At 68.3% G+C, this 26620-nt stretch carries 26 protein-coding genes and 1 pseudogene; 17 read left to right on the forward strand and 10 right to left on the reverse strand.

Annotated elements, in window-relative coordinates; all coding sequences use genetic code 11:
- The first annotated feature begins 230 nt into the window (after nucleotides 1-230).
- Nucleotides 231-1220, forward strand: coding sequence for a thiamine-phosphate kinase (thiL, locus tag MIC448_RS04935; RefSeq protein WP_036296886.1), 990 nt, complete (start codon nucleotides 231-233; stop codon nucleotides 1218-1220).
- 21 nt (nucleotides 1221-1241) lie between these two features.
- On the opposite strand, the gene rsmD is transcribed toward thiL, so the two are convergent.
- Nucleotides 1242-1796, reverse strand: coding sequence for a 16S rRNA (guanine(966)-N(2))-methyltransferase RsmD (gene rsmD, locus MIC448_RS04940; protein ID WP_036296888.1), 555 nt, complete (start codon nucleotides 1794-1796; stop codon nucleotides 1242-1244).
- An 81-nt stretch (nucleotides 1797-1877) separates the two neighbouring features.
- Here rsmD and MIC448_RS04945 point away from each other — a divergent pair, with 81 nt between their 5' ends.
- From MIC448_RS04945 to mutM, 6 genes are all read left to right on the forward strand, one after another.
- A complete protein-coding gene (locus MIC448_RS04945; RefSeq protein ID WP_036296891.1) occupies nucleotides 1878-4049 on the forward strand; it encodes an ATP-dependent DNA helicase RecG in 2172 nt (723 codons plus the stop codon).
- A 76-nt stretch (nucleotides 4050-4125) separates the two neighbouring features.
- Nucleotides 4126-4623 (forward strand): pantetheine-phosphate adenylyltransferase, encoded by a 498-nt coding sequence (gene coaD, locus MIC448_RS04950; protein ID WP_036296894.1) that lies wholly within the window; start codon nucleotides 4126-4128, stop codon nucleotides 4621-4623.
- A gap of 145 nt (nucleotides 4624-4768) precedes the next feature.
- Nucleotides 4769-5260 carry a DUF177 domain-containing protein gene (locus MIC448_RS04955; protein ID WP_051513164.1) on the forward strand — a complete coding sequence of 164 codons (492 nt, stop codon included), beginning with the start codon at nucleotides 4769-4771 and terminating at the stop codon, nucleotides 5258-5260.
- A gap of 24 nt (nucleotides 5261-5284) precedes the next feature.
- Nucleotides 5285-5494 (forward strand): 50S ribosomal protein L32, encoded by a 210-nt coding sequence (gene rpmF / locus MIC448_RS04960; protein WP_036296900.1) that lies wholly within the window; start codon nucleotides 5285-5287, stop codon nucleotides 5492-5494.
- Between the two features lie 16 nt (nucleotides 5495-5510).
- The gene (rnc, locus tag MIC448_RS04965) at nucleotides 5511-6233 is read left to right on the forward strand and encodes a ribonuclease III (RefSeq protein WP_051513166.1); all 723 of its coding nucleotides are present in this window, start codon (nucleotides 5511-5513) and stop codon (nucleotides 6231-6233) included.
- The gene (gene mutM / locus MIC448_RS04970; protein ID WP_036296903.1) at nucleotides 6226-7161 is read left to right on the forward strand and encodes a bifunctional DNA-formamidopyrimidine glycosylase/DNA-(apurinic or apyrimidinic site) lyase; all 936 of its coding nucleotides are present in this window, start codon (nucleotides 6226-6228) and stop codon (nucleotides 7159-7161) included. Before rnc ends, mutM begins: the two co-directional genes overlap by 8 nt.
- Nucleotides 7162-7306: 145 nt before the next feature.
- Here the strand turns inward: mutM and MIC448_RS04975 are convergent, their stop codons facing one another.
- The 3 genes from MIC448_RS04975 to MIC448_RS16555 all read right to left on the reverse strand — a co-directional run bounded on the left by MIC448_RS04975 (nucleotide 7307) and on the right by MIC448_RS16555 (nucleotide 9049).
- Nucleotides 7307-8395, reverse strand: a complete 1089-nt coding sequence (locus MIC448_RS04975; protein WP_036296906.1) for a GNAT family N-acetyltransferase — start codon at nucleotides 8393-8395, stop codon at nucleotides 7307-7309.
- 56 nt (nucleotides 8396-8451) lie between these two features.
- On the reverse strand, nucleotides 8452-8721 hold the full coding sequence (locus tag MIC448_RS04980; protein WP_036296908.1) for a hypothetical protein: 270 nt from the start codon (nucleotides 8719-8721) through the stop codon (nucleotides 8452-8454).
- Nucleotides 8722-8920: 199 nt separating this feature from the next.
- A complete protein-coding gene (locus MIC448_RS16555; RefSeq protein ID WP_279380979.1) occupies nucleotides 8921-9049 on the reverse strand; it encodes a hypothetical protein in 129 nt (42 codons plus the stop codon).
- A 170-nt stretch (nucleotides 9050-9219) separates the two neighbouring features.
- On the opposite strand from MIC448_RS16555, the gene smc reads away from it, so the two are divergent.
- The 3 genes from smc (at nucleotide 9220) to MIC448_RS04995 (ending at nucleotide 14243) form a co-directional block, all read left to right on the forward strand.
- Nucleotides 9220-12750, forward strand: coding sequence for a chromosome segregation protein SMC (gene smc, locus MIC448_RS04985; protein ID WP_036296909.1), 3531 nt, complete (start codon nucleotides 9220-9222; stop codon nucleotides 12748-12750).
- Nucleotides 12751-12759: 9 nt separating this feature from the next.
- Nucleotides 12760-13632 carry a signal recognition particle-docking protein FtsY gene (gene ftsY, locus MIC448_RS04990; RefSeq protein ID WP_036296912.1) on the forward strand — a complete coding sequence of 291 codons (873 nt, stop codon included), beginning with the start codon at nucleotides 12760-12762 and terminating at the stop codon, nucleotides 13630-13632.
- A 110-nt stretch (nucleotides 13633-13742) separates the two neighbouring features.
- A complete protein-coding gene (locus MIC448_RS04995) occupies nucleotides 13743-14243 on the forward strand; it encodes a DUF2004 domain-containing protein (protein ID WP_036296915.1) in 501 nt (166 codons plus the stop codon).
- A 104-nt stretch (nucleotides 14244-14347) separates the two neighbouring features.
- Here the strand turns inward: MIC448_RS04995 and lipA are convergent, their stop codons facing one another.
- Nucleotides 14348-15310 carry a lipoyl synthase gene (lipA, locus tag MIC448_RS05000; protein WP_036296949.1) on the reverse strand — a complete coding sequence of 321 codons (963 nt, stop codon included), beginning with the start codon at nucleotides 15308-15310 and terminating at the stop codon, nucleotides 14348-14350.
- A gap of 83 nt (nucleotides 15311-15393) precedes the next feature.
- Nucleotides 15394-16032 carry a lipoyl(octanoyl) transferase LipB gene (lipB, locus tag MIC448_RS05005; RefSeq protein ID WP_036296918.1) on the reverse strand — a complete coding sequence of 213 codons (639 nt, stop codon included), beginning with the start codon at nucleotides 16030-16032 and terminating at the stop codon, nucleotides 15394-15396.
- Between the two features lie 173 nt (nucleotides 16033-16205).
- Between lipB and MIC448_RS05010 the strand changes: the two genes are divergently transcribed.
- From MIC448_RS05010 to ffh, 4 genes are all read left to right on the forward strand, one after another.
- On the forward strand, nucleotides 16206-16793 hold the full coding sequence (locus tag MIC448_RS05010; RefSeq protein ID WP_036296921.1) for a TetR/AcrR family transcriptional regulator: 588 nt from the start codon (nucleotides 16206-16208) through the stop codon (nucleotides 16791-16793).
- Nucleotides 16794-16854: 61 nt separating this feature from the next.
- Nucleotides 16855-17466: a hypothetical protein gene (locus MIC448_RS05015; RefSeq protein WP_036296924.1), complete on the forward strand. Its 612-nt coding sequence runs from the start codon at nucleotides 16855-16857 to the stop codon at nucleotides 17464-17466.
- Nucleotides 17463-17957 carry an RNA polymerase sigma factor gene (locus tag MIC448_RS05020; RefSeq protein ID WP_036296927.1) on the forward strand — a complete coding sequence of 165 codons (495 nt, stop codon included), beginning with the start codon at nucleotides 17463-17465 and terminating at the stop codon, nucleotides 17955-17957. Before MIC448_RS05015 ends, MIC448_RS05020 begins: the two co-directional genes overlap by 4 nt.
- 40 nt (nucleotides 17958-17997) lie before the next feature.
- Nucleotides 17998-19554, forward strand: a complete 1557-nt coding sequence (gene ffh / locus MIC448_RS05025; RefSeq protein ID WP_036296930.1) for a signal recognition particle protein — start codon at nucleotides 17998-18000, stop codon at nucleotides 19552-19554.
- 140 nt (nucleotides 19555-19694) lie between these two features.
- Here the strand turns inward: ffh and MIC448_RS05030 are convergent, their stop codons facing one another.
- On the reverse strand, nucleotides 19695-20858 hold the full coding sequence (locus MIC448_RS05030) for a glutamate--cysteine ligase (protein ID WP_036296933.1): 1164 nt from the start codon (nucleotides 20856-20858) through the stop codon (nucleotides 19695-19697).
- Between the two features lie 205 nt (nucleotides 20859-21063).
- Here MIC448_RS05030 and rpsP point away from each other — a divergent pair, with 205 nt between their 5' ends.
- From rpsP to rimM, 3 genes are read left to right on the forward strand one after another with little or no spacing between them, the layout of a single operon-like run.
- A complete protein-coding gene (rpsP, locus tag MIC448_RS05035; RefSeq protein ID WP_036296936.1) occupies nucleotides 21064-21489 on the forward strand; it encodes a 30S ribosomal protein S16 in 426 nt (141 codons plus the stop codon).
- Between the two features lie 4 nt (nucleotides 21490-21493).
- A complete protein-coding gene (locus tag MIC448_RS05040) occupies nucleotides 21494-21724 on the forward strand; it encodes an RNA-binding protein (RefSeq protein ID WP_036296939.1) in 231 nt (76 codons plus the stop codon).
- Nucleotides 21708-22376, forward strand: a complete 669-nt coding sequence (gene rimM, locus MIC448_RS05045; RefSeq protein WP_051513169.1) for a ribosome maturation factor RimM — start codon at nucleotides 21708-21710, stop codon at nucleotides 22374-22376. Before MIC448_RS05040 ends, rimM begins: the two co-directional genes overlap by 17 nt.
- Before the next feature lie 38 nt (nucleotides 22377-22414).
- Here the strand turns inward: rimM and MIC448_RS05050 are convergent, their stop codons facing one another.
- The 3 genes and pseudogenes from MIC448_RS05050 to MIC448_RS05060 all read right to left on the reverse strand — a co-directional run.
- Entirely contained in the window at nucleotides 22415-24598 is a 2184-nt protein-coding gene (locus tag MIC448_RS05050) for a molybdopterin oxidoreductase family protein (protein WP_269800298.1), read from the reverse strand.
- Nucleotides 24595-26199, reverse strand: a complete 1605-nt coding sequence (locus MIC448_RS05055; RefSeq protein WP_051513171.1) for an FAD-dependent oxidoreductase — start codon at nucleotides 26197-26199, stop codon at nucleotides 24595-24597. Before MIC448_RS05055 ends, MIC448_RS05050 begins: the two co-directional genes overlap by 4 nt.
- 5 nt (nucleotides 26200-26204) lie before the next feature.
- A pseudogene (locus tag MIC448_RS05060) lies at nucleotides 26205-26620 on the reverse strand (MFS transporter); the annotation flags it as partial.

Consider the following 26620-nt stretch of genomic DNA (forward strand, 5'->3'; position numbering starts at 1 on the left):
GTGCTTCCACCTCAGCGTTCACAATTCAGTCTCCACGGACGAGCCGCAGCCTTGGGCCCCCGGTGGTTCCGGCTGTGCGCCGGGCTGCTGCCCGCGGCGAGACTGAATTGTGAACGGACTACCGTGGGTAGAGGTCGGCGAAACCGCGCGTTCGGTGGCAGGCGCGGCTGGTGGCCGGCACCGTCGGAGCAGGCAAAGTCTGTCTCAGACGGCATACAGAGGAGACGTGGATGACCGAACTGGACGATCCGCGGGTGGGGGACCTCGCCGAGTCCACCATCCTGCGCGTCATTCTCGACAGCGTCGGCATGGCCGAGGGGGCCGAGGTAGGGCCCGGCGATGACGCTGCCGTCCTACGCGTTCCGGACGGTCGTGTTGTGGCGACGACCGACACGCTCGTGCACGGCCCGGACTTTCGGCTGGCCTGGTCGTCGGGCACCGATCTCGGGTGGAAAGCAGCCGCGGTGAACCTCGCCGACGTCGCGGCGATGGGGGCACGCCCGACCGGCTTGCTCGTCGCGCTAGCGATGCCCGCCGACACCCGCCTGTCGTTCGTGCGCGCTCTCGCGGAGGGACTTGCCGCGTGCTGCAGCTCGCTCGCGCCCGGCTGCGCGGTGATCGGCGGTGACCTGACCATCTCGTCCACGCTGACGATCGCCGTGACGGCTCTCGGATCGCTCGAGGGCCGCGCACCGGTGCTCCGCTCGGGCGCACGCCCGGGGGACGTCGTCGCATTGGCTGGGGCAGCCGGTGTGGCAGCGCGCGGGATCGATCTGTTGTTTTCGCGATTCACGGATAGCTCGGGCCCTGTCGCCGTCGACCGGGCGACGCTCAACGCGGCCGAGCTCGAGGCGCTCGACGCCCAGCTGCGCCCGTCGCCCCCGATCGGACAGGGCGTGGCGGCGGCGGATGCCGGTGCCACCGCCATGATGGATGTGTCGGACGGACTCGCTCTCGACGCGACGCGCCTGGCGGAAGCATCCGGGGTGACGCTCGCGCTTCGCATTGCTGAGGTCGGCGGCGATCCGCGCTGGGCCATCGATGGCGGCGAGGACCATGCGCTGCTCGCGACCTTCGCCCGCGGCTCGGACCTGCCGGAGGGATTCCGCGTGATCGGCGACGTCACAGCGGCGGGTGCGCATCCGTTGCTGCTGGATGGTGAGCCCCGAGCACCCCGCGGTTGGGACCCGTACCGGGACTGGGACGCCGGAATTGGCTGAGCCGGACGTGGGCGTGTCCCGTCAGTGTGCCTGCCAGATGACCGTGTCGCCGTAGGTGCGTTCGCGCGCGAGTGCCAGACCCGCTGGCCATCCTGGCTCGGGTGAGTGCCGCGAACGTTCGACGACGACCAGGCCGTCCTCCGCCAGATGCGGCGCGAGGAGCGAGAGGGTTGCGGTCAACTCCGATTCTCCGAGCTCGTAGGGCGGGTCGAGAAACACGAGATCGAAGGGGCCGACGGGGCCGCGCAAGTACGCATCCGCCGCGATCGTGTGCACGCGTCCGAGCCCCGTACGACCGAGGGATCGCTCGACCCGGCCGATATTTTCGCGCGCGATCGCCGCGGCCGGGCGAGACAACTCAACCAGGTCGACGGATGCGGCACCCCGAGACAGGGCCTCGAGGCCCAGCGCGCCGGAACCCGCGTACAGGTCCAGGACGCGCGCGTCGTCCAGCGCACCCGCCGACTCCATCCCGGCGAAGAGCGACTCGCGCACGCGGTCGCTCGTGGGACGTGTGCCGCGAGCGGGGACGGCGAGCCGGATGCCGCGGGCGTCGCCGGCGATGATCCGGGTCATCCCCTCACCCTACAAACCGCGCGCACCGATGACGCACACGCCGGGCACAGCGACGTCCCACCCGCGAACTAGAGTCGTGGCATGTCGTCGGTGGTTCTCGAAACCCGACTCGAGGGCGTCGTGGGTGGCAAGACCTCCGCGGCCCTCGAGCGAGCATTTGGCATGCGAACGGTCGGCGACCTGCTCGCCCACTATCCCCGGCGTTACGCCCAGAGGGGTGAGCTGACGCCGATCCGCGATCTGCCGGTGGGGGAGCAGGTCACGATCGTCGCCGAGGTCGTCAGCGCGGGCGAACGTCGTATGCAGGCACGCAAAGGGTCGATTCTCGAGGTCGTCATCAGCGACGGGCAGGGTCGCCTCACGCTCACGTTCTTCAACCAGACGTGGCGTCTGAAAGAGCTCCACGCGGGCCGGCGGGGGATCTTCGCGGGCAAGGTCGGCGAGTACCGCGAGACCAAACAGCTCGCACACCCCGACTACGAGCTCTTCGACGACGAAGAAACCGCACGTCGCAGCGCCCAGGAATATGCGAACCTGCCGATCCCGATCTATCCCGCCACGTCGACGATCGCGAGCTGGCAGCTGGGCAAGATCATCGCGATCGTGCTCGACGCCCTCGGTGAGGTGGACGATCCGATCCCCGCTGCGCTGCGTTCGCGCAAGGGTCTGGTGCCGGCGCGGGATGCCCTCGAGAAGATCCATCGCCCGGCGTCCGATACCGACGTTTACATCGCCCACGAAACGCTGCGGATGCACGAGGCCCTCGTACTGCAGACGGCGCTCCTCCAGCAGCGTGCCGCGGTCCGCGCCCTGTCGGCTCGCCCGCGCCCGGCACAGGAGGGCGGCTACCTCGAGCGCTTCGACGCGGCGCTGCCGTTCTCGCGGACACCCGACCAGGACGACGTCGGTGAACGGATCGCGGCCGACCTGGTCGGCGCGTGGCCGATGAACCGGCTCGTCCAGGGTGAGGTGGGGTCGGGCAAAACTCTCGTTGCCCTGCGCGCGATGCTGCAGGTGGCGGAGTCCGGCGGACAATCCGCGCTGATCGCTCCGACGGAGGTGCTCGCCGGGCAGCACGTGCGCTCGATCGCCCGGATGCTGGGACCCGATCTGGCTCCGGAACTCATGCCGACCCTGCTCACGGGTCAGCAGGGTGCCGCGGATCGGCGCCGCGCAGCGCTCCGTGTCGCGTCGGGGCAGGCCCTGATCGTGATCGGAACACACGCGCTCCTGAGTGACACGACCACTTTCGCCGACCTCGGCCTCGTCGTGGTCGATGAGCAGCACCGCTTCGGCGTCGAGCAGCGTGAGACATTGCGCGCGAAGGGCTCCAGCCCGCACGCCCTCGTCCTGACGGCGACGCCGATTCCGCGCACCGTCGCGATGACCGTCTTCGGCGACCTGGACGTGTCGACCATCCGAACCATGCCCGCCGGCCGCGCCGGCATCGAAACCTTCGTTGCGCCGGTCGGGGAGCGCCCGGCCTGGTTCGAGCGTGTCTGGCAGCGCGCCGCAGAAGAGGTGTCGAAGGGGCATCAGGTCTTCGTCGTCTGCCCCGCGATCGATGTCGAGGCCACGGGCAAGGCGGCGACCGACGACACCGTCGAGGCTCCACCCGTCGCGGGGGAGTCGGCGCGAGAGCGTTGGGGGGTGGTGCAGGTGGATCGGATGCTCGCCGCTCGCGCCGACTTCGCCGACCTGCGCGTTTCGATTCTGCACGGGCGCATGCCCGGGGATGAGAAGGATGCGACGATGCGGGCCTTCGCCGACGGCCAGATCGACGTGCTCGTCGCGACCACCGTGATCGAGGTCGGCGTCGACGTTCCCAATGCCTCGACCATGATCATCCTCGAGGCCGACCGTTTCGGTGTCTCGCAACTGCACCAGCTGCGGGGCCGTGTCGGCCGCGGAGGCGTCCCCGGCCTGTGTCTGCTCGTCACCGAGGCGCCGGGCGGAACGCCCGCTCGCGCCCGCGTCGAGGCCGTGGCGCGCACACTCGACGGCTTCGAACTCGCCGAGGTCGACCTCGAGCTGCGGGGTGAAGGCGATGTGCTGGGAGACATCCAATCGGGCGCTCGCTCGTCGCTACGGTTGCTGCGCGTTGTGACGGATGCTCCGCTCATCGCCGAAGCGCGCGCTGAAGCCGAGGGGATTCTTCGCGACGATCCGGACCTGAGCGCCCATACCGGGCTCGCTCGTGCCATCGATCGTCGTCTGGACGTCGAGGACCGCGCGGCGATGGCGCGCAACTGATCGAAAGTATGCCGAGAAGCGCCGTCGGACGTAACGCTGCTCGGTCACGTGCGGTGAGCGCGGATAGGCTGGCCGAGTGAACAACAGGATCGCGGTCGTTCCGGGTTCGTTCGACCCGCCGACCCTCGGCCATCTCGATGTCATCCGTCGCGCTGCATCGCTGTACGACTCGCTGCACGTCCTCGTCGTGCACAACCCCGACAAAGAAGCGATGCTCCCCATCGCCCACCGTCTGGAGTTGCTCGAGCAGTCGATCGCCGAGAGCGGGATCGACGGTGAGATCATCGTCGCGTCGTGGAGCATGGGCCTCCTGGTCGACTACGCCACCGATGTGGGTGCGGGAGTGCTCGTGAAAGGCATCCGTTCGCAGATCGACGTCGTCTACGAAACGCCCATGGCGATCGTGAATCGTCACCTCGCGCACGTGGAGACCGTCTTTCTCCTGCCCGATCCGTCCCACGCTCTCGTGTCGAGTTCGCTCGTGCGTCAGGTTGCGGGGCTGGGCGGGGATGTCTCGCCCTACGTACCGGCGCCCGTCGCGCGATTCCTCGCCACGGGAACCAGCGCCGGCTAGAGCCCCCTCGCGTGCTGGCAGGCCGGGCGCGCGGGTCGGCTGACCCCGACGCAGCGCACCGCGGGTAGCATGGTCCCCCGTGAGAAACCGCAGGCCAGGACCATTCGCCATCAACGTCCGCGACATCGAGCGCCGTCCGGGCGAGATGCGCGAGCACGACTTCGAGGTGACCCTCGCCGAGCGATGGGGCGAAGGCCTCGTCCACCTCGAGCAGGGCGGCGCGATCGACGTGGATGTGAGGCTCGAGTCCGTCCACGAGGGCATTCTGGTCACCGGAGAGGCGCACGGGGAGTACGTCGGGATCTGCGGCCGCTGCCTGATCGACATCGCCGCGCCCCTCGAAGTCGAATTCCAAGAGCTTTTCGCGTACCCTGGACAGGAAACATCTGACTTCGAGGTTCAAGACGATCACGTGGATCTTGAAACTCTTGTCAGGGATGCGGTCATTCTGTCGCTTCCGTTTCAGCCGGTATGCCAGCCGGATTGCCCCGGGTTGGACCCGGTAACGGGCGAGCGACTGGCCGATACGGATAGTACTTCTTTGAGTTCCGACCTCGATCCACGCTGGTCGGCGCTCAGGCAACTGGCCCAGGACGACGCTTCAGCGAGCGCCCGCGAGCCGGACCAGAACCCCTAAGACTCGAACGAAAGAGATAGAGCCATGGCAGGTAACCCCCCGAAGCGCAAGGTTTCGCGCTCCAACACCCGTTCGCGCCGCGCGCAGTGGAAGGCCGAGCCCATCGCGCTCGTCAAGACCATCGAGAACGGCAAGGTCGTCTACAGCCGTCCCCACCAGGCCAAGGTGGTCACCGACTCGCAGGGAACCGAACTGTTCCTCGAGTACAAGGGCCGCAAGGTCGCCGACGTCTGATCGGCTCGCTGTAGCCGTGGCAGTGCTTCCGGGGGGGAGACGCGCTCTTGTCCAGCGCCTCGGGGTCGTCATTGACCCCGGTTTGCTGACGCTTGCGCTGACCCACCGCTCGTACGCGTATGAGAACGGTGGCACGCCGCACAACGAGCGCCTCGAGTTTCTCGGGGACTCGATCCTCGGTCAGGCCGTGACGGTGATGTTGTTCACGCGGCATCCTGAGCTCGACGAGGGATCTCTGGCGAAGCGCCGGGCGAGCCTCGTTTCGACGGTTGCTCTCGCCGAGGCCGCGCGCCACATCGACCTGGGCCGCCACGTCCTTCTCGGGCGGGGTGAAGAGCAGACCGGTGGACGCGACAAGGACTCGATCCTCGCCGACACCACGGAAGCGATCATCGGAGCGACGTACCTGTCGGCCGGAGCGGAAGCCGCGACCGACCTCGTGCTGCGTTTGATGGAACCCCTGCTCGGTGACCCCGAGCGCTACGGGGCCGCGATGGATCCGAAGACGAGCCTGCAGGAACTGGCTGCTCGCCGACAGGAGTCGCCGCCCGCGTACTCGGTTCAGGCGGCGGGTCCCGATCACAACCGCATCTTCACCGCCACGGTGCGGGTCGGCGCCACCGCGGCGCAGGGCGTCGGTTCCAGCAAGAAGTCCGCCGAGATGGCTGCTGCACTCGCGGCCTGGCGGGACATCACGACGCGAGACGTCGAGAGCGACGACATCTCCGCGAGTGCCTGAGCTTCCCGAGGTCGAGGTCGTTCGCGCCGGGCTTTCCCCTGCTGTGACCGGTGCCCGCATCGTCGCTGTCGACGCACGGGACCCTCGCGCTCTGACCCGGCACACGGGAGGGCCGCTCGATTTCGAGGCCCGCCTGCGAGGGCGCAGCATCACCGGAGCGGCACGGCGCGGCAAATTCCTCTGGTTGCCTCTTGATGCCGATAGTACGGACGGCGAGAATCTATCCGATGTGCCCGAGGCGATTCTCGTCCACCTCGGGATGAGCGGACAGATGCTGCTGCGCGCAGACGGCGCATCGATCGAACGTCACGAACGCATCCGCCTGTCGATCGAGCACGCCGACCACGGGCCCCTCGATGTCGTATTCGCCGATCAACGCACGTTCGGATCGCTCGCGATCGACCACCTCGTGCCGACCGCGGATGGCGAGGCGGCCGGATGGGGCACACCGGATCCGCTTCTGCCGAGTCAGGTCTCGCACATCGGTCGTGACCCGCTCGACCCCGCATTCCGCGACCGAGCGTTTGTGCAGGCGCTGTCCCGGAAGGACTCGGCGATCAAGCGCGTGTTGCTTGATCAGACCCTGGCGAGTGGCATCGGGAACATTTACGCCGACGAGGCGCTCTGGGCGGCACGCATCCATCCCGAGACTCCCGCTCGTACGCTTTCGTCGCGCGCCGCCGGACGATTGCTCACGGAGGTGCGGGCGGTGCTGAACCGCGCGCTGGCCGAGGGTGGCACGAGCTTCGACGCGCAGTACGTCAACGTCAACGGCCAGGCCGGCTACTTCGCGCACAGTCTGCGGGCGTACGGCCGCACGGGTCAGCCGTGCGAGAGGTGCGGGCGGCCGATCGTGCGCGCATCCTTCATGAATCGTTCGAGCCACTTCTGTCCGCGCTGCCAGCGCCTCCCGTCGCCGCGACCCTGACCCTCGTTCACCGTGCGCCGCGCTGCAGCCTTTCTTGGCGCCGAAACACCCCCTCCGCGGCCAAACACCCCGTGCCAGGGGGTGTCTCGGCGCACCAGGGGTGTTTCGGCGAAGTCGCGGTGGAGTGAGGGACGGATGTCGGAGGTCAGGCGCCCAGCACCTTCTTCCACGCACCCTCATAGGCGATCGGCGCGAAGCCGATGGCCTCGTTGATGTCGAGCATCGGGCGATTCTCCTCGGCGTTGTACGTGATCACGCGGGGCGACTCGGGTGCGATGTCCCGCCACGCCCGAAGGCCCGCGCACTTCACGAGCATGCCGAGGCGGTGGCCGCGGTGCTCGCTCAGCACGAGCGTGTCCTCCTGATGGGATGCGGCGGTGCGGTCCGGCCCGATCGCCAGCTCGTTGAACGCACACAGCTCACCCGTCTGGATGTGCTGCGCCGCCGTGACGTGCAGCAGGCGGCCCGCATCGATCGCACGTGCGTCATGGATCGCGACGCGTGTCGCATCCCACTTCTCTTCGTCGTACTCGATCGCCGCGGACGGGGCATCCGTCACCATGCGCGACTTCATCCACGCGTAGCCGTCGGCGAATTCCGGGGGAGTGGGGGCATTCCATGACACGACTCGATAGCCCTCGGTTGCCGCAGTGGCCTCCGCGAGAAGGCGGTCGACGTTGTCCCGCGTCGCCCGTAGGTCGAGTGCGCTGTTGCGCTCGATCTGCTCGAGCGTGAATCCGTGCCGCACGAAGAATCGCGCGCCGGGGTCCTCCGCGGGAATGCTGCCGAAGCCGGTCGGAGGCTCGAGCCTGGGACCAGGGCGGTCAGGGTGCTCCGCCCACGACTGCAGGATCGTGCGCTTGTTCTCGCGCGCCACCCGTTCGATCAGCGCGAGCGCTTCGGTGCCGATGCCCCGACCCCAGACATCCGGAAGCAGCTCGATGAACATATATGCGACGCGCGAGTCGGTCTCGACGGGGAGGTCGAGACCGACTCGCCCAACCGGACGTCCGCGGTCGAGAACCAGCCACATCATGCGGATCTCGTACGGTTCGGGCCGGTAGCTGGGCAGCAGTTCGGCGGGTGAGAGGGATTGATCGTCGTGACCCGAGATATGCCGGTAGACCGCGTTTCTCACCTCGGTCATGGCGCGGAAGTCCGCCGCGCCATCGGCATCCACACTCTCGGGGATGACCAGCGGCCGGTATTCGATACCGGCGAGGGTCTTGCTCATCAGGTTTCTCTTTCGTCAGATGTTCGGATGCAGGGGTGCGGATGCACGGCGTCGGATCAGGCGCCGTGCATCCACAAGCGGGTTGCCAGGGCCGCCTCGGCCTCGCGCTGCGCCCGCTCCTGGGCAAGGAAGGCGCGGTGCCGGTGACGCGCGAGCGCCTCGGCGTTCGACACGGGGCGTGAGCCCCAGAGCACGAGCCACAGGCCGACGCGCATCGCGGCGCGATCGAGCCAGGATGCTCCGGCGACGCGGTTGGTGGTCGGCGCGAGGAGCGCGAGCGGTTCGGGCGGGTGGGACAGGTGCGGCTGCTTCAGCTGCGTATTCATGGTGGTTCCTCGGATGGGAAGAGAGAAGTGGGTGAATCGAGGGAAGCCGGAGGGAGGCTTCCGGATCCCGTCGCCGGCTACGCGCGAAAGTGCGCCGAGAGGGCCGGTCGGGCGGGAGGGAATGCGGGCGAGCCGCTGGGCGGACCGCGCACGCGTGAGGAACGAGCCCGGCGACGGGCAGAGTTCTCCTACGCGCGGGTCAGCTGCCGGTGTGGGCGCGGTGTCCCGAGAAGGCGCCGAGGGAAACGGTCACCAGGGGGAACGCGACGACTCCTCCGAGAGCGGAGCGAGTGGCGGTAATGCGGGTGCGTGTGCAGTTCATCAACATGGTGACCTCCTTTCAAACCTCTGACGCGAGAAGCGACGCTAGCGCGGACCCGGTCGCCGCGTCAAGCCGATTCACAGAAATCGTGGACGCCCGGGCGTTGCCTGACGGGAGGCACGCCCCGCCTCGGGTAGCCTGAACCGCACTGTAATGCTGGGTCGGAGGCTGAATTCATGCACCTGAAGAGCGTGACGCTCAAGGGGTTCAAGTCGTTCGCCCAACCCACGACGTTCGCGTTCGAGACGGGCGTGACGGCGATCGTCGGCCCCAACGGATCCGGAAAATCCAACGTGGTCGACGCCCTCGCCTGGGTGATGGGCGAGCAGGGCGCGAAGACGCTCCGCGGCGGCAAGATGGACGACGTCATCTTCGCCGGTACGTCGACGCGCGGCCCTCTCGGTCGCGCCGAGGTGCAGCTCACAATCGACAACGCGGATGGTGCGCTGCCGATCGAGTACTCCGAGGTCACGATCAGCCGCACGCTGTTCCGCAACGGTGCGAGCGAGTACGCGATCAACGGCGACACCTGCCGACTGCTCGATGTGCAAGAGCTGCTGAGCGACTCGGGCCTCGGGCGGGAGATGCACGTGATCGTCGGTCAGGGCCGGCTCGACACGGTGCTGCAGGCGAGCCCCGAAGATCGGCGAGGCTTCATCGAAGAAGCCGCGGGCATCCTGAAGCATCGCCGCCGCAAGGAGAAGACCCTCCGCAAGCTCGAGGCGATGGAGGCGAATCTCACGCGACTGAGCGACCTCGCCGGGGAGATCCGACGGCAGTTGAAGCCGCTGGGTCGTCAGGCCGAGATCGCGCGTGAAGCCCAGACGATCGCGGCCGTCGTGCGTGACGCCAAGGCCCGCTTGGTCGCCGACGAACTGGTGGGGTTGCGCAACGAACTCGCGGCACATGTGCGCAGTGAGCATGAACGCCACTCCGAGCGACTGGTGCTGCAGGAACGCGCGGACGACGTCCGCAAGCGTGTCGAGGTGCTCGAGACCGAGCGTCGGGGATCGGATGCGGTCGACGCGGCCCGCAGCGTGTTGTTCGAACTCGAACGGGTCCGCGAGCGGTTGCGTGGATTGTTCACGCTCGCGAATCAGCGCATCGCGCTGCTGGGATCGGCCGATGAGCAGACCGAGATCGGTTCGAGCGTTTCGCAGGCGGACATCGACGAGGCGCGCGCGGAGATCATCGAACTGCGCGACGCCGTGGACGCCGCGGCCGAGATCGCAACGGATGCTGGTCGTGCCGTTGCGCACGCCCGCGCCGAACTCGATGCTCTCGACACCGATATCGCCGCACAGAGTGCTCTTGTCTCCGAGCATGAGATGCGCATCACGGCGCTTCGCGGGTCGGCGGATGCCGCGGCATCCGCTCTGGCGGCCGTTCGCGGGGCGGTGCTCCGCCAGCAGAACGCGCTCGATGCGGCCCTCGCCCGGCGCGCGGCCGCTGCCGAGGCGCTCGACGGCCTCGAACCTCTGCCGCAGCCAGCCGGAGACGTCGACCATCCCGCCGCGTACGACCATGCCCAGCGTGCTGTTGCCGACGCGGATGCCGAGCTCGCGGGTATTCGCGACCGCCTGCACGAGGCCGAGCGTGAGGCCGGTGCCTTGACCGCGCAGACGGCCGCGCTCACCCGCGCGCTCGACGTGCGCAATGGCGCCTCGGCCCTGATCGAACGGGGACTCGCCGGTGTGCGGGGCCTCGTCGCGGACGGCATGCAGGTGCGTCCGGGGTACGAGGCCGCCGTTGCTGCGGTTCTCGGGTCTGTGGCCGAAGGATTGGTCGTGGATTCGCGTGACGAGGCGTTCGGCGCCCTCGCCGAGGCCGAGCGCGCTCAGCTCGGGTCTGTGGAGGTCGTCGTGGGCGACGCAGACGGCTCGGCATCCACGAGTTTCCCGACCCTCGACGGCATCGTTCCCGCCCTCGACGTCGTGACCGCGCCGAGCGGAGTTTTGGGCCTGCTCGCGCATGTCGCCATCGCCGATGATCTCGATGCAGCACGCGCCGCGTGGCCGCGCCTGCAAGAGGCCGCGAGCGGCACACCCCTCACGGTCGTCACACTCGCGGGCGAGGTCGCGACCGCGTATCTGTTGCGCGGGGGGAGCGGTGGGTCGCCGTCGCGCCTCGCTTTGGTAGCCGAACGGGATGCCGCGGCTGATCGGTTGAGCGAGCTGACCGTGATCGTCGATTCGCTCCGCGAAGCATCGGCCGACGCGAAGGCCGGCCTCGCCGATTCACGGCAGAAGGCCGCGGCCGCGCTACACGAGATGCGGGCGTACGACGCCGCCCTCGCCGCGCGGGCCGAGCACGTCAACCGTGTGACGGTGCAGCACGAGGCCGCGGTAGCCGAGTGCGAACGCCTCGAGGCGGGTCTGGTTCAGGCTGAGTCCGCCGTCAGCGAAGCGGAGGCCGCGGCACACCGCACCGCGCGTGAACGTGACACCGCGCTCGAAGCACCGCGGCCGATCCTCGATGCGTCGGCGCGGGAGGGCGTGCTCGGTGAGGTCGAGGCGGCGCGTGAGTCCGAGATGCGCGCCCGACTCGAGGTCGAGACGCTGCGCGAGCGCGTGCGTGCGCAGGAGGCGCGGGTCGTTTCGCTCGAACGGCGTCGCGAGAGCGAGCGCGCCGCCGCCGAAGAAGCTGCCCGTCGGGCCGTCATCCGACGCGCTCAGCGCGAGGCTGCCGCCGGGGTGATCGCGCGGGTGCCGCACGTGCTCGATGCGGTGGAGCGATCCGTCGCGCAGGCCGGCATGGATCTGGCCAATGCCGAGCGTGAGCGCACCGAGCAGAACGTCGAATTGGCGACCCTTCGCGAGCAGGACGTGCAGCTGCGTGAGCGCCTCGCGGCCCTGACGGAGGGTGTGCATTCGCTCGAACTGCGCATTCATGAAAAGCGCCTGCATGTGTCCGGGCTCCTCGACCGCGCGCGATCGGAGCTTGGCCTCGAGGAAGATATTCTTATCGAGGAATATGGTCCGGATCGTGAGGTACCCACCCCCGAGGCCGGCAAAGACTCATCCGAACCCTTCGACCGCTCGCGTCAGCAGAGGCGTCTGCAGCAGGCCGAGCGCACGCTTGCTCAGCTCGGCCGGGTGAATCCCCTCGCGCTGGAGGAGTTCGCGGCTCTCGAGCAGCGGCACGCATTCCTGGTCGAGCAGCTCGGCGATCTGACGCAGACGCGCAAGGACCTGATGACGATCATCGGCGACCTGGACGAGCGGATGCAGACGATCTTCGCCGCGGCATTCGACGATACGAAGGCGGCTTTCGCTGAGGTCTTTCCCGTGCTGTTCCCCGGCGGAACGGGAAGCATCTCGCTGACCGACCCCGACAACATGCTCACGACGGGCATCGAGGTGTCGGTGCGCCCGGCGGGCAAGAAGATCGAGCGTCTCTCGCTGCTGTCGGGCGGAGAGCGCTCGCTCGCGGCCGTCGCCCTGCTCGTGGCGATCTTCAAGGCGCGCCCGAGCCCGTTCTACATCCTCGACGAGGTCGAGGCAGCGCTCGACGATGCCAACCTCGGTCGCCTGCTGAGTGTGTTCGAGCAGCTGCGCGAGAGCAGCCAGCTGATCGTCATCACTCACCAGAAACGGACCATGGAGATCGCGGACGCCCTCTATGGCGTTTCGATGCGCCAAGACGGGGTCTCGGCTGTCGTCGGGCAGCGCGTCGGCGATCGAACGTCCGAGCGCGCCTCCGCGTAGGCTGGACGGATGGCGGAAAGTTCCTGGTCGCTCGGTCGTGCCCTGCGCGGCATGTTCGTCAAGCCCACGATCGACGAGACCACGTGGGAGGACCTCGAGACGGCCTTGATCCAGGCCGACTTCGGCCCGGACATCACCGAGCGCATCGTCGACGAACTGCGGGCGAAGGTCGAACGTTATCGCACGACCGACCCGAAGGACCTGCAGCGTATGCTGCGCGAAACGCTCGAAGAGCACTTCGCGAAGTTCGACACCACGCTGAATCTCACCGAACGGCCCGCCGTCGTTCTGGTCGTCGGCGTCAACGGCGTGGGCAAGACGACCACGATCGGCAAGTTCGCGAAGTTCCTGCAGCGCTACGGCCGCTCGGTCGTCGTCGGTGCGGCCGACACCTTCCGTGCCGCCGCCGTCGACCAGCTCGCGACCTGGGCCGAGCGCGGTGGTGCGGCGATCGTGCGGCCGCAGCAAGAGGGTCAGGATCCCGCATCCGTCGCGTATCAGACGATCGAGTACGCGCAACGCACCGGCACCGAGATCGTTCTGATCGACACCGCCGGGCGCCTCCACACCAAGGGCGGGCTCATGGACGAGCTCGGCAAGATCAAGCGCGTCATCGAGAAGCAGGCCCCGATCAGCGAGGTGCTGCTCGTGCTCGACGCGACGACCGGTCAGAACGGCGTGATGCAGGCGCAGGTCTTCCTCGAGCACGCGGGGGTCACCGGGCTCGTGCTGACGAAGCTCGACGGATCGGCCCGCGGGGGCTTCGTGCTCGCGGTACAGGAGCGCACCGGCATCCCCGTCAAACTCCTGGGTCAGGGCGAAAGCATCGGGGACCTGACGGGTTTCACCCCGCACGTCTTCGCGTCCGCGCTCGTCGACTGAAGCGGCTGAACGCGCGCCGACAGCGGCCGCACAGATCTCGGTTCGCCTCGTAAGTGGCGCCGCGCCGCGTCGGGCTACCGTGTACGGCATTCGGCTGGTTACATGGGGGAATGGCGATCGAGCACGACTTTTTCGGAGTACTCGAGTCCGGACCGGATGGATCGATCTTCTGGTCCGAGAACATCGAGCTGGGAGACCAGTCGGTGACGGTCGATCTCACCGCGCCCGATCAGGACGATGTCTCGTCCGCGGCGCTGGACATGGCAGCGACCCTCGTGTCGTCGATCGAGGAGGTCGACCGCCGGGCGCGCGACGCGATGCTGTCGCTCTTCGACGACCGAACGAGCGAGGTGACCGAGTACATCATTCAGCAGCAGGAAACCCTGGGCGATGACATCGAGGGCATGCTCACCGACATCTCGGGCGACATCGCCGTCGACGTCATCCGATCCCTGCAGCTGATGAGCATGACGATCCTCGCCGACGAGATGGGCAGCGGCGACCCGTTCGCCGTTCTCGAGTACGCGCTCGACCCGGATGCGACCGACGACGTGCTGCTGGTCAACATGAGCAGCGACGGCGACGTGCAGTCGGTCACCAGCGCCGAGTAGCGCTGTCACGCGCTAACGGAGGAGATCTCCGGTTCGGAGGATGCTGCGGCGCGTCGTGATCCTCCGAAGTGGAGATTTCCTCCCGAGCGGGGATCGGGCGCGCCTCAGACCGCCTGCGCGAACCCCAGGTCGGCGGCCTCGGCGATATGCGACAGGTGCGCGGGAATCTCGAGCCCCTTCGATCGCATCGACTGCGCCCAGAGGCGCCCGGCGCGGTACGACGACCGCACGAGCGGACCCGCCAGCACGCCGAGGAATCCGATCCTCTCGGCCTCTTCCTTGAACTCGACGAATTCTGCCGGCTTGACCCAACGCGCCACCGGCAGGTGCCGCGGCGTGGGCCGCAGGTACTGGGTGATCGTGATGATGTCGGTGCCGGCATCGTGCAGGTCCTGCAGTGCCTGGACGACCTCTTCGGGCTCCTCGCCCATCCCGAGAATCAGGTTCGACTTGGTGATGAGGCCGGCGTCGTGCGCCTGCGTGAGGACGTCGAGCGAGCGCTCGTAGCGGAACGCCGGACGGATGCGCTTGAAGATGCGCGGCACGGTCTCGACGTTGTGGGCGAAAACCTCGGGGCGCGCATCGAAGACGACGTTCAACAGGTCAGAGCGACCCGAGAAGTCCACCGCGAGGATCTCGACGCCCGTGTTGGGGTTGGCGTCATGGATGCGCCGGACCGTCTCGGCGTGCAACCACGCGCCCTCGTCGGGCAGATCATCGCGGGCGACGGCCGTGACGGTCGCGTAACGGAGCTGCATCTGCGTGACGCTTTCGGCGACGCGCCGCGGCTCGTCCATGTCGTAGTCTGCGGGCTTGCCCGTGTCGATCTGGCAGAAGTCGCAGCGCCGCGTGCACTGCGAACCGCCGATCAGGAACGTGGCCTCGCGGTCTTCCCAGCACTCGAAGATGTTCGGGCACCCCGCCTCTTGGCAGACCGTGTGCAGACCCTCGTCCTTCACGAGGGAGTGCAGGGCAGTGTATTCGGGGCCCATCTTCGCCTTCGTCTTGATCCACTCGGGCTTGCGCTCGATGGGGGTCTCGGCGTTGCGGATCTCGAGCCGGAGCATCTTGCGGCCGTTCGGCGCGGTCGCGGGCGTCGAGCTCGCGCCGTGCGTGTGCGAGCCCGACCCGCAGGCCGGTCCGCACCCGCTCACGCGGCGACTCCCATGTACTCGTTCTGGAACGCCGCGCTGATGGTGTCGAGGATGTCGCGGGGTGAGACATCCGCTCCCACCACCTCGCTGACCGTCGTGACCCCGGCATCCGTGATCCCGCACGGGACGATCGCGCGGAACGCCGCGAGAGAGTTGTCGCAGTTGATTGCGAAACCGTGCATGGTCACGCCGCGCTGCACGCGGACACCGATGGCGGCGACCTTGTCTTCGGACAGGGGACGTCGCACCCAGACGCCGCTTCGGCCCTCGACGCGGTACCCGTCGACACCGTGGGTGCGGAGGGCATCGATCAGGATTCCTTCGAGGCGCCGGACGTGCGCGACCACGTCGATGGGCTCGTGCAGACGGACGATCGGGTAGCCGACGAGTTGTCCGGGTCCGTGCCAGGTGATCTTGCCGCCTCTGTCCACATCGATGACGGGCGTGCCGTCGTTCGGGCGTTCGTGCGCCTCGGTGCGCTTGCCCGCCGTGTAGACGGCCTCGTGTTCGAGCAGCAACATCGTGTCGGGGCGAGCTGCGGAGACCACGTCGGCGTGGACACGGCGTTGCAACTCCCATCCCTCGAGATAGGGGACGTAGTCGGGCGCTAGGCCGACCGTCTGCACTTCGAGCACGCGAGCTCCCTCGTCGGTGGGATCAATTTATGGATCGCGTCCAACAATACCTCGCTGCCGGATTCCGTCGCCCCAAAACGCTCCGCTGCCACAGATCGATCGTCGGTGCCCTCCCGAACGTCGATCTGCGACAGCGGAAGCGAGGAGCAGAACGGTGCGGGTAGCCTGACCGCATGTCGTCGGAACCGCGTGGTCGCCCGCGCGCTTCGTCGCGGGAGGTGCTGGCCGAGGCCGCGTGCGAGCTGTTCCTCGAGCAGGGATATGGCGCCACCTCCGTCTCGGACATCACTCGCCGCGCCGGGGTGAGCCGGTCGAGCTTCTTCAACTACTTCCCATCCAAGGCGGACGTGCTGTGGGGCGGCTTCGACGAGCGGATCGCCGAGCTGGGGGCGCAGCTCGAGCCCATCGAGGGCGCGGATGCGGGGGCGGTAGATGTCGATGTGCGCGCTGCGCTCGCTTCGATGGCCCAGGGTTTCGCGCCGGACAGCCTCGCGCTGGCGCTCGTCAACGCCCGCCAAATGGAACTCGACGATGAGCTCGAGCGTGAAGCATCCGTGCGCCAATCGCGCATCGCGCGCGTGTTGGCGGAACGGATGCGCGGAGCCGGCGTCGAGGAGCTGCGTGCCGCGGTCATCGGTTCGGCGTATGGGGGAGCGCTGATGGCGGCCGTGGAGGAGTGGGCGCGGCAGGGCGCGGGTCGGGTCTCGCTCGGTGACGTGCTGGATCGTGCACTCGCTGTCGTGAGCTTCCGCGTCGGGTGACGGACGTTCGGCGCGTTGCCGGACACGTACGGAGTGAAGGCACCCCGACGATGGAGGCACAATGACCGGCGATCCGCTCGACGACATCCTGCAGCGCTCGGCGCCGCACGTCTCGTCTGCTCGCGACGCAGATGTGCGCGCCATGATCAGCGCAGCGCGCGCCCAAGCTCCGGTGCGACGGGGTGTGCCGCGGATCGCGCTGGGCGTGAGCCTGGCTGTCCTATTGGTCGGCAGTGCTGGTGTGGCCACGGCATCCTCCGTCTGGGATTGGGGGTCCGGTATGTCAGACCCCGATCGGAGCTATACGTACACGTCGCCCACATGGGGCTCGTGTGAGCTGCGCTTCGGCGACTACGTCGCAGCGAACCCTCTGCGGCAGGCCGAGCTGGATCACGTGATCAACGAGTGGTTCGCGAACACTGACATCGAGGCGGAAGCGGCTCCCCTGGTGGGGGAGTATCTCCAGCAGATCGAGGAGGACCAACGTACAGATCCCGACATCGTCGTCGCCGATCCGCGTTTGCCGGACCTGAACTACTGGTTTGCCAGCGACCAGGCAGTCGGCGAGCTGCTCGATCGTGAGCTGAAGGAGCACGGCTTCGACGGCGGCGAGGGAACCGGCCTCGCTTCGGGGGCGGGCCAGGTGCACTGCGACGACGAGCAGTGGCAGTGAGCCGCTCTGACGAGCGACGCCTCACCGCCGCTCTGAGAGCAGCATCCGACGATCTGCTGGCGTATCTGCAGCGTCGGGTCGGTGCGGACGACGCGCCGGATCTGCTCGGCGAGACGATGGTGGTCGCGTGGCGGCGGCTCGTCGATCTTCCGCGCGAACCGGAGCGCGCGCGGATGTGGCTCTTCGGTATCGCGCGCGGGACCCTGCTCAATCACGCCCGGGGAGAGCGACGGCGATGGGCGCTGGCCGATCGGATCCGAGGGGCCGGGGCGGATGCGGTGGCCCCGCCCTCCGACGAGGGCGCTGACGTACGGGACGCGATCGACCGGCTGGATTCCGACCTCGCCGAACTTGTGCGGCTCGTGCATTGGGAGGGGCTGAGCTTGGTCGATGCGGCGGACCTGCTCGGCATCCCGGCGTCGACGGCGCGCGGCCGCTACCAGCGTGCGAAGGACGAGCTGCGCGTTGCGCTCGGGGTGGAGGTCGGCTGACGCCGGCGTCGTTTCGTCTCTCGCGTAAACTCGACGCATCATGGCTACCTTCGGCACCCTCTCCGATCGGCTTACCGATACGTTCCGCAACCTTCGCAAGAAGGGACAGCTGACTCCGGCGGATGTCGATGGCACAGTTCGTGAGATCCGGCGCGCCCTGCTCGAGGCTGATGTCGCGCTCGTGGTCGTCAAGGAGTTCACCGCGAAGGTCCGCGAGCGCGCGCTCGGCGACGAGGTCAACAAGGCGCTCAACCCGGCCCAGCAGGTCGTCCAGATCGTCAACGAAGAGCTCATCGCGATCCTCGGCGGCCAGCAGCGCCGTCTGCAGTTCGCCAAGACCGCGCCGACCGTCATCATGCTCGCGGGCCTGCAGGGTTCGGGTAAGACGACGTTCGCGGGCAAGCTCGCGAAGATGCTCGAGAAGGACGGCCACACGCCCCTCCTCGTCGCCGCGGACCTGCAGCGTCCGAACGCCGTCAACCAACTCCAGGTCGTCGCCGGCCAGGCGGGCGCCGCGATCTACGCGCCCGAGCCGGGCAACGGCGTCGGCGACCCCGTGCGGGTCGCGCGTGACGGTGTCGAGACCGCGCGTCGCCAGCAGCACGACGTCGTCATCATCGACACGGCCGGACGCCTGGGTGTCGACGCCGAGATGATGAAGCAGGCCGCCGACATCCGCCGGGGCACGAACCCCGACGAGGTCCTGTTCGTCATCGACGCGATGAGCGGTCAGGACGCCGTCAACACCGCCAAGGCCTTCCAGGAGGGCGTCGACTTCACCGGCGTCGTGCTGTCGAAGCTCGACGGCGACTCCCGCGGTGGCGCGGCCCTGTCCGTCGCGTCCGTCACCGGCCGCCCGATCATCTTCGCGTCCACGGGAGAGGGGCTCGACGACCTCGAGGCATTCCATCCCGACCGCATGGCCTCGCGCATCCTCGACCTCGGTGACATCCTCACCCTCATCGAGCAGGCGCAGGGCGCCTTCGACGAAGAGGAAGCTCGAAAGGTCGCCGAGAAGATCGCGACCGACAGCTTCACCCTCGAGGACTTCCTTCAGCAGATGCAGCAGCTGAAGAAGATGGGCTCGATGAAGAAGATGCTCGGGATGCTCCCGGGCATGGGCGGGATGAAGGATCAGCTCGAGAACTTCGACGAGCGCGAGATCGACCGCACCGAGGCCATCATTCGGTCGATGACGCCGGGCGAGCGCCGCAACCCCAAGGTTCTGAACGGCTCGCGGCGTCTGCGCATCGCGCGGGGATCCGGAATGACGGTGACCGACGTCAATCAGCTCGTGCAGCGTTTCGACCAAGCCGCCAAGATGATGAGGACTGTCGCCCGCGGAGGCACCCCCCAGATTCCCGGCATGGGTCCGATGCCGGGCGCGCGCCCCGGCGCGTCGTCGAAGCGCGGCAAGCAGGCGAAGGCCAAGGGTGGGTCGCGGTCGGGTAACCCGGCGAAGCGTGCGGCCGAGTCATCCGGAGTCGTCGCGAAGGCCTCCACGGGTTCGGGCTTCGGCCTCGGCGCGGGCGCTGCGGCGAAGGAGCCGACCGAGGCGGACCTCGCCGAGATCCAGAAGCTCTTCGGCCGCGGCTGAGCGCTCGACCGCGCCGGTCTGTATCGCGAGATAAACGCCGAAACACCCATCGTGCGACGAAACACCCCATGTCGAGGGGTGTCTGGACGCAAACGGGGTGTTTCGGCGGGCGGACCGTGGGCGTGAGCGGAGCGTGAACGTCAGGCGCCGAGCTTCGCGAGGTGCTCGCGCAAAGTGGGGCCGGCCCGGAATTCCCGGATGAGGTGTTTGACGACCTCACGTAGGTCTCCACCCGCGGCATCCGCCACCAGAATCTGGCGCGAGTAGCTCGCACCGCTCGCCAAGATCTCGCCCACGCCCGCGAACTCGCGCGCGCAGTGCAGCTCTTCGGCAATCGTCTCGAGCCGCTCCATCGTCTCGCGGATGTGGTCGGCGACCGGCACCTGGCTGCCCTGGCGGTCGACGATCACCCGCGCGTCGAGGCCGTACCGGGCGGCGCGCCACTTGTTCTCGCGGACGAACCACGGCTGGATGATCGTCAGGTCGCGGCCCGCGTCGAGCTCGCGCGAGAAGTGCTCGACGAGCGTCTGCACGAGGGCTGCCACCGCCGCGAGCTCGGGCAGCGTCGACATCCCGTCGCACGCACGCACTTCGATCGTGCCCCACTTGGGTGCCGGACGGATGTCCCACCGCACCTCTGTCGCATCCTCCATGACGCCGGTGCCGACCATGTCCGCGAGGTACGACTCGTACTCCGCCCAGTCCGTCAGGGGCCAGGGGAGGCCCGCGGTCGGCAACTGCTGGAAGACGAGGGAGCGGTTGGACGCGTAACCCGTGCGCTCGCCGGCCCAGAACGGACTCGAGGCCGAGAGTGCCTGCAGGTGCGGCAGATAGACGGCCAGGGCGTTGACGATCGGCAGCACCTTGTCGACGTCGTCGACGCCGACGTGCACGTGGATGCCCCAGATCATCATGTTGCGTCCCCACCACTGGGTGCGCTCGATGAGGGTGTTGTACCGGGTCTTGTCGGTAACGCTCTGCTCGTACCACTGCGCGAACGGATGACTGCCCGCGCACAGCAACTCGACACCGAGAGGATTCGTGATCTCGCGCACCGCCGCGATGGCGTCGGCGATGTCGTCCACGGCAGCTTCGACAGTGCGACCGATGCCGCTCGTCACCTCGACGGTGTTGGTGAGCAGCTCCTCGGTGACGGTGTAGCGCTCATGCTTCGTTGCCTCGCCCACCGGTCCCGTGACCTCACTGGCCCGACCGACGAGATCGCCCGAGTCACCGTCGGCGAGCATGATCTCCCACTCGAGTCCGACCGTCGACCGGCCGGAGGACGCGAAGGTCACAGTCATGCGCTCAGTCTGACATGCAGGATGGATGGCGCCCATGACATCCGGATGGTTCGCGACGCACCCCGTCATCTGGCAGAATGGTGGGTCGGGTGGGCGCTCGACCCTCTATCCAGCGCCCGGCCCTTCCATTTGAGCTTCCGCCGGGTGTGCACCCCACTCTCCAGGCGATCGGTTCGTCTTTCCGTAATTCACATTCAGGAGAATCGTGGCTGTCAAAATTCGTCTCAAGCGCATGGGCAAGATCCGCGCGCCGTACTACCGCATCGTCGTCGCCGACTCGCGCACCAAGCGTGATGGCCGCGTCATCGAAGAGATCGGCAAGTACCACCCGACCGAGGAGCCCTCGTTCATCGAGGTCGACTCCGACCGCGCGCAGTACTGGCTCGGCGTCGGCGCCCAGCCGACCGAGCAGGTTGCCGCGCTGCTGAAGCTGACGGGCGACTGGGGCAAGTTCAAGGGTGACAAGGACGCGGTTTCGACTGTGCGTGTCGCCGAGCCCAAGAAGCCGTTCGAAGCGGATGCCGCCAAGAAGGCCGTCCTCGTGCCGAAGGCCGAGAAGAAGGCTCCGAAGGCGGACGAGTCGGCCGAGGTCGACGCGCCCGCAGACGCCGACGCGAACGCAGCTGAGTAGTCCGTTGCTTTCCGCCGCACTCGAACACCTGGTGAAGGGCATCGTCGATCACCCCGACGAGGTCCGGATCACGTCCGCAACCTCTCCTCGCGGGGAGGTCCTCGAGGTGCGCGTGCACCCCGACGATCGCGGGCGGGTGATCGGGCGCGGCGGACGCAACGCCAAGGCTCTGCGCACCCTCATCGGCGCTCTCGCGGGAAGCCGACGCGTTCGCGTTGATGTCGCGGACGACTGACGTGGCCGAGAAGGCCACGCCGCCCGAGGGCGCGAAGACGCAACTCCGAGTCGGACGCCTGGTGAAGGCGCACGGCTTGAAGGGTGCGCTCAAGCTCGAGCTGTACACCGACGACCCCGCGGGCCGTTTCGCTCCGGGTTCGACGTTCACCCTGCAGGTGCCGGAGTCATCCGCCTGGCACCGAAAGACACTGACGGTCCGCGAGTTCCGCTGGATGAACACGCACCCCGTCGCCTTCTTCGAGGGCGTCGATGACCGTGATGCCGCCGAGGGTTTGGTCAAGGCGATTCTCTGGATCGACGCGGATGCCACGGCCCAGCCGATCGAAGAGGACGCCTGGTACGACCACCAGCTCGTCGGCCTCGACGTCGTTCGCGACGGTGTGAGCGTCGGCACGATCGTCCGTGTCGAGCACCTGCCCTCGCAGGACCTGCTGATCGTCAAGGCGGGCGAGAACGAGATCATGGTTCCGTTCGTCGCGGCGATCGTTCCCGAGGTGGATGTCGCGGCGGGCCGTGTGACGGTTACGCCGCCCCCCGGGCTGTTCGAGGAGATCGAAGACGACAGCTCCGAAGAAGGTACTCCCGAAGCTGGCGCTGAGGAGCCCGAGGCACCCGAGGCGTCCGCAGGCAGCGCCGACGTCCAGAAGTAACCGGCCAGCCGCACGTCTTCGAGCGCGCGAGTGACCGGTCAGTCTGAGATAGCCACGGTCGCTTCTCGTTCGAGGGTGACGACCGCCGTTTTGAACTCCGGCATCTTCGACAGCGGATCGACGGCGTCGCTGGTGAGCAGGTTCGCACTCTCGCCGTCGGCGTAGTGGAACGGCAGGAAGACCGTGTCAGGCCGGATGTCGATGCTCGTCGCAACGGTCGCCGCGACGGAGCCGCGGTGGTTCGAGACGCGCACCCGTGCACCGTCCGTCATTCCGCGGTCTCGAGCCGTGACGGGGTGGATCTGCACGACCAGGCCGGGGTGCGCATCCCGGAGTTCGGGCACCCGGCGGGTCTGGGTGCCGCTCTGATAGTGCTCGAGCAGCCGCCCGGTCACGAGCGTCAGCTGATCGCCCGTGGCCGCTTCGAGCACCGGTCGAGGGCGCACGGCGACGAGCTGTGCGCGTCCGTCATCCGTCGCGAAGCGGTCCGCGAAGAGCCGAGGGGTTCCGTGTGACCCGATCGGATAAGGCCAGTGAGCGCCGACTTCCGACCCCTCCAGCGCGTCCAGCATCCCGTGGCTGAGTCCCGAATAGTCGGCCAGGCCGCCGGCCGAGGCGCGTGCCAGCTCGTCGAACACGACGGCGGGGTCGGTGCTCCACACTCCGGGCGCCGCAAGGCGTCGTGCCAGTTCCGACATGATCCAGAGTTCGCTGCGTGACCCGTCGGGAGCATCGACCGCGCGTCGGCGGCGCAGGATGCGCCCCTCGAGGTTCGTCATCGTGCCCTCCTCTTCTGCCCACTGCAGCACGGGGAGGACGAGGTCGGCGACACGAGCGGTCTCGGAGAGGAAGAAGTCGCTGACCACCAGCAGGTCGAGCCGCCCGAGCGCCTGCCGCACGCTCCCGACGTTGGGCGCCGAGACGACGACGTTCGAGCCGTGGACGAGCAGTGCACGAATGCCGCCCTGCGTACCCGCCGACTGGAGCAGTTCGACGGCGGGTAGTCCTGGCCCGGGCAGATCGTCGGGCGATACGCCCCATACCGCAGCGACGTGTTCGCGCGCGGCGGGATCGGTGATCTTGCGGTACCCCGGCAGCTGATCGGCCTTTTGCCCGTGTTCGCGGCCGCCCTGGCCGTTGCCCTGCCCGGTGAGCGTTCCATATCCCCGACCGGGCACGCCCGGAAGGCCGAGGAGCAGGGCGAGGTTGATGGCCGCAGTCGCGGTATCTGTGCCGTCGACGTGCTGTTCGACACCGCGTCCGGTCAGGATGTACGTCGACCGCCCGGCCGCGAGTCGTCGCGCCAGATGACGGAGGACGGATGCCGGCACGCCCGTCGTCTGCTGCACGCGCTCGGGCCACCACGGCGCAAGGCTCCGCCGCAACCCTGCGATGTCCGAGCAGCGCTCGCTCAGGTACGTCTCGTCGTGCAGGTGCTCGTCCAACACGACGTGAGCGAGTCCGAGCAGGAGGACGAGGTCGGTGCCGGGTACGGGCTGGATGTGCAGGCCGGCGCCGTCGTCGGTCAGGCGCGCGGTTGTGCTGCGGCGCGGGTCGACGACGATCAAACCGCCGGCGGCTCGGGCGCCCTGCAGATGCGACATCAGCGGCGGCATGGTGTCGCCGACGTTCGACCCGAGCAGGAGAACGGTGTCGGCAGCGTCCAGATCGGTGAGCGGAAACGGCAGGCCACGATCGATCCCGAACGCACGATTCGCGGCCGCCGCGGCCGACGACATACAGAAGCGCCCGTTGTAGTCGATGCGCGACGTCCGGAGCGCGATGCGGGCGAACTTGCCGAGCTGGTACGCCTTCTCGTTCGTGAGGCCGCCGCCCCCGAACACACCGATCGCGTCGGCGCCGTGTTCGTTCCGAATACGGGTGAGCTCGTGCGCGAGCTGGTCGAGCGCGTCATCCCACGAGATCGGATGCAGCTCGCCATCCGTTCCCCGGCGGAGCGGGGAGGTGAGCCGTCCGGGCACGGTGAGCAGCTCGGCGGACGTCCAGCCCTTTTTGCACAGACCGCCGCGGTTGGTCGGGAAGTCCCGTCCCGATACGGTCACTGGGCTGCCGGGGTCGCCGCCGACAGGCCCGTCCAGCCGCATGGCGCACTGCAGGGCGCAGTACGGGCAGTGCGTGTCGGTGCCGTGCGATTCGTGCGTGTCGGTGCCGTGCGGTTCGTGCGAGGCGTCGCCCGACGTGGCCGCCGACGCAGCGCTCACGCGGGCGCCGTTTCGAGCGATCCGGATGCCTCGATCATGTCGGCGATGCGTGACCGGCAGCTGCCGCAACCGGTGCCGGCGCGCGTGCACCGACCGACTTCGGCGACGCTTGAGCACCCGTCGAGGATGGCCGCCTCGATTACGCCGGCCGATACCGCGTTGCAGACGCACACCGTCGCCTCGGGTCCGGCGATCGAGCGCGTCGCCTCGCCCGCGGAATCGAGGCGCAGCAGGAGTGAGCGGTCGGAGGGCAGTTCCGCTCGCCGTGCGTAGAGGACTCCCAGCTCCGCGGCCGTTCGCGGCATCCCGACGCTGACGAAACCGGTCAGGACGCCGTCTCGCGTGACCATCTTCGTGTAGGCGCCGTGCTCTTCGTCGGCCCAGACGGCCACGCCGGGCGCCACTTCGCCCCTGGGTGCGGGGGTGAACGGTTCGGGAGCGATCTCGCCCGCGGAGACGAGCTCGACGCCCTCGCTCTTGAGCACCACCATCGCCGGGAGCTCGTCATCGAATGGCGCCGGGAGCGCTCCGTCGACATCCGAGACGAACGCTCGCGCCAACCATTCCGCTTGACGCCAACCGGGCCCGATCAGCCCGCTCGGGCCACCGGGAACCCTCTTGTCGTGCAGGTGCGTGGCCGGACCCGCGATGTGCGCGCAGTCTCCGATCGCGTAGACATTCGGATCGCTCCACGAGCGCAGTCCGTGATCCACCAGAATCCCGGCGTCCGCGCGAAGGCCCGCCTCCGTCGCAAGGTCCGTGCGAGCTTCGACGCCGCACGAGAGCACGAGCACATCGGCTTCGATGCTCCTGCCGTCCGAGCTGACGAGCGCGTGAAACCGTCGCACCCCGTCCGCGTCGACACGCGTGACGATCGCCTCTGCCCGTGTGTGCGGAACGACCTGGACGCCGGCCGCGGCGAGTGAAGCGCTCAGGACCCAGGCCGCGCCGCGGTCGAGCTGGCGCGGCATGGGCGCGGGGCCGAAATGCGCGAGGGTCGGCACCGCCGCCGCGCCCGCGAGCATCAGGGCGAGTTCGATCCCGAGTACACCGGCACCGAGCACGACGACGCGTCCGCCCGCCGCAACGACCGCTCGCAGTGCATTGGCGTCATCGAGGTCGCGGAGAACCTGTACCCCCGCCGTGAGAGCGCCGCCCCCGTCCAGAACCGAGGAGTGGGCAGTGTCGCCGGCAGCGTCGGTTGGCGTTTGACAGGGGACCCGCTCGAGTCCGTCGAGGTGCGGCACGCGGGCACGAGCCCCCGTCGCCAGCACCACGCGGTCGTAGGGCAGTCGGGTCCCATCGCCCAGCTCCACGATCCGAACGGACCGGTCGATTCGATGGGCGTGCACGTTCGCGTGGATGAGCACGCCCGCTGCGGTCAGCGCGTCGATGTCGAGGAGATCGAGATCGTCTCGGTCGGCGCGTCCCACCGCGAACTCCGCGATCCGAACCCGGTTGTAGGGCGCCCCCGGCTCCGCGCCGACGACGGTCAGCTCGATTGCGCCCGACGCGACGGCGGGCACGATCTCTTCGGCGAAGCGGGCTCCGACCGGACCGAAACCGATCAGGACGACCCGCAGCGGGACGATGGGGGACACGCGGGTCAGATTCGCTGTCCCGCGAGGCTGCGGCGCGGGAGCACGTATACGAAGACGGTCAAAGCGAGCAGCACGACGTAAGCGCCGACGAAGCCGTAGAACGCGGCGACATAGGCGCCGGTGGCAAGTTGCGAGGCGTTCAGGATCTGGGGGATCACGAACCCGCCGTAGGCGCCGATCGCCGAGATGAGACCGAGGGCCGCCGCGGCCTTGCGCTGCCTGGACGCGGATGTCGACGCGTCGGCCGCGATCGCGAGGCCACGGGCGGCGAACACGTTCGGGATCATGCGATAAGTGGACCCGTTGCCCACGCCGGTTGCTGCGAACAGCACGAGGAAACATCCGAGAAAGACCCAGAAGCTCTGGAGTGGAAGCGCCCACACGAGTGCTAAACCTCGATCCACCGATGAGCCTTCGGTGG

The sequence above is a fragment of the Microbacterium sp. C448 genome, assembly GCF_000582705.2.
GTDB classification, from domain to species: domain Bacteria; phylum Actinomycetota; class Actinomycetes; order Actinomycetales; family Microbacteriaceae; genus Microbacterium; species Microbacterium lacus_A.

Coding starts and splice junctions, on each gene's coding strand:
- lipA (WP_036296949.1), bottom strand. CDS start 15,310: ATGCTCCGGCTCGAGATCCGCAACGCCGAGACCCCCATCGAGCGCAAG.
- ftsY (WP_036296912.1), top strand. CDS start 12,760: ATGGCGGAAAGTTCCTGGTCGCTCGGTCGTGCCCTGCGCGGCATGTTC.
- MIC448_RS04945 (WP_036296891.1), top strand. CDS start 1,878: ATGTCGTCGGTGGTTCTCGAAACCCGACTCGAGGGCGTCGTGGGTGGC.
- ffh (WP_036296930.1), top strand. CDS start 17,998: ATGGCTACCTTCGGCACCCTCTCCGATCGGCTTACCGATACGTTCCGC.
- MIC448_RS05030 (WP_036296933.1), bottom strand. CDS start 20,858: ATGACTGTGACCTTCGCGTCCTCCGGCCGGTCGACGGTCGGACTCGAG.
- smc (WP_036296909.1), top strand. CDS start 9,220: ATGCACCTGAAGAGCGTGACGCTCAAGGGGTTCAAGTCGTTCGCCCAA.
- MIC448_RS05010 (WP_036296921.1), top strand. CDS start 16,206: ATGTCGTCGGAACCGCGTGGTCGCCCGCGCGCTTCGTCGCGGGAGGTG.
- MIC448_RS16555 (WP_279380979.1), bottom strand. CDS start 9,049: ATGTTGATGAACTGCACACGCACCCGCATTACCGCCACTCGCTCCGCT.
- MIC448_RS04955 (WP_051513164.1), top strand. CDS start 4,769: ATGCGCGAGCACGACTTCGAGGTGACCCTCGCCGAGCGATGGGGCGAA.
- rsmD (WP_036296888.1), bottom strand. CDS start 1,796: ATGACCCGGATCATCGCCGGCGACGCCCGCGGCATCCGGCTCGCCGTC.
- rimM (WP_051513169.1), top strand. CDS start 21,708: ATGTCGCGGACGACTGACGTGGCCGAGAAGGCCACGCCGCCCGAGGGC.
- MIC448_RS04980 (WP_036296908.1), bottom strand. CDS start 8,721: ATGAATACGCAGCTGAAGCAGCCGCACCTGTCCCACCCGCCCGAACCG.
- rpmF (WP_036296900.1), top strand. CDS start 5,285: ATGGCAGGTAACCCCCCGAAGCGCAAGGTTTCGCGCTCCAACACCCGT.
- MIC448_RS04975 (WP_036296906.1), bottom strand. CDS start 8,395: ATGAGCAAGACCCTCGCCGGTATCGAATACCGGCCGCTGGTCATCCCC.
- MIC448_RS04995 (WP_036296915.1), top strand. CDS start 13,743: ATGGCGATCGAGCACGACTTTTTCGGAGTACTCGAGTCCGGACCGGAT.
- thiL (WP_036296886.1), top strand. CDS start 231: ATGACCGAACTGGACGATCCGCGGGTGGGGGACCTCGCCGAGTCCACC.
- MIC448_RS05015 (WP_036296924.1), top strand. CDS start 16,855: ATGACCGGCGATCCGCTCGACGACATCCTGCAGCGCTCGGCGCCGCAC.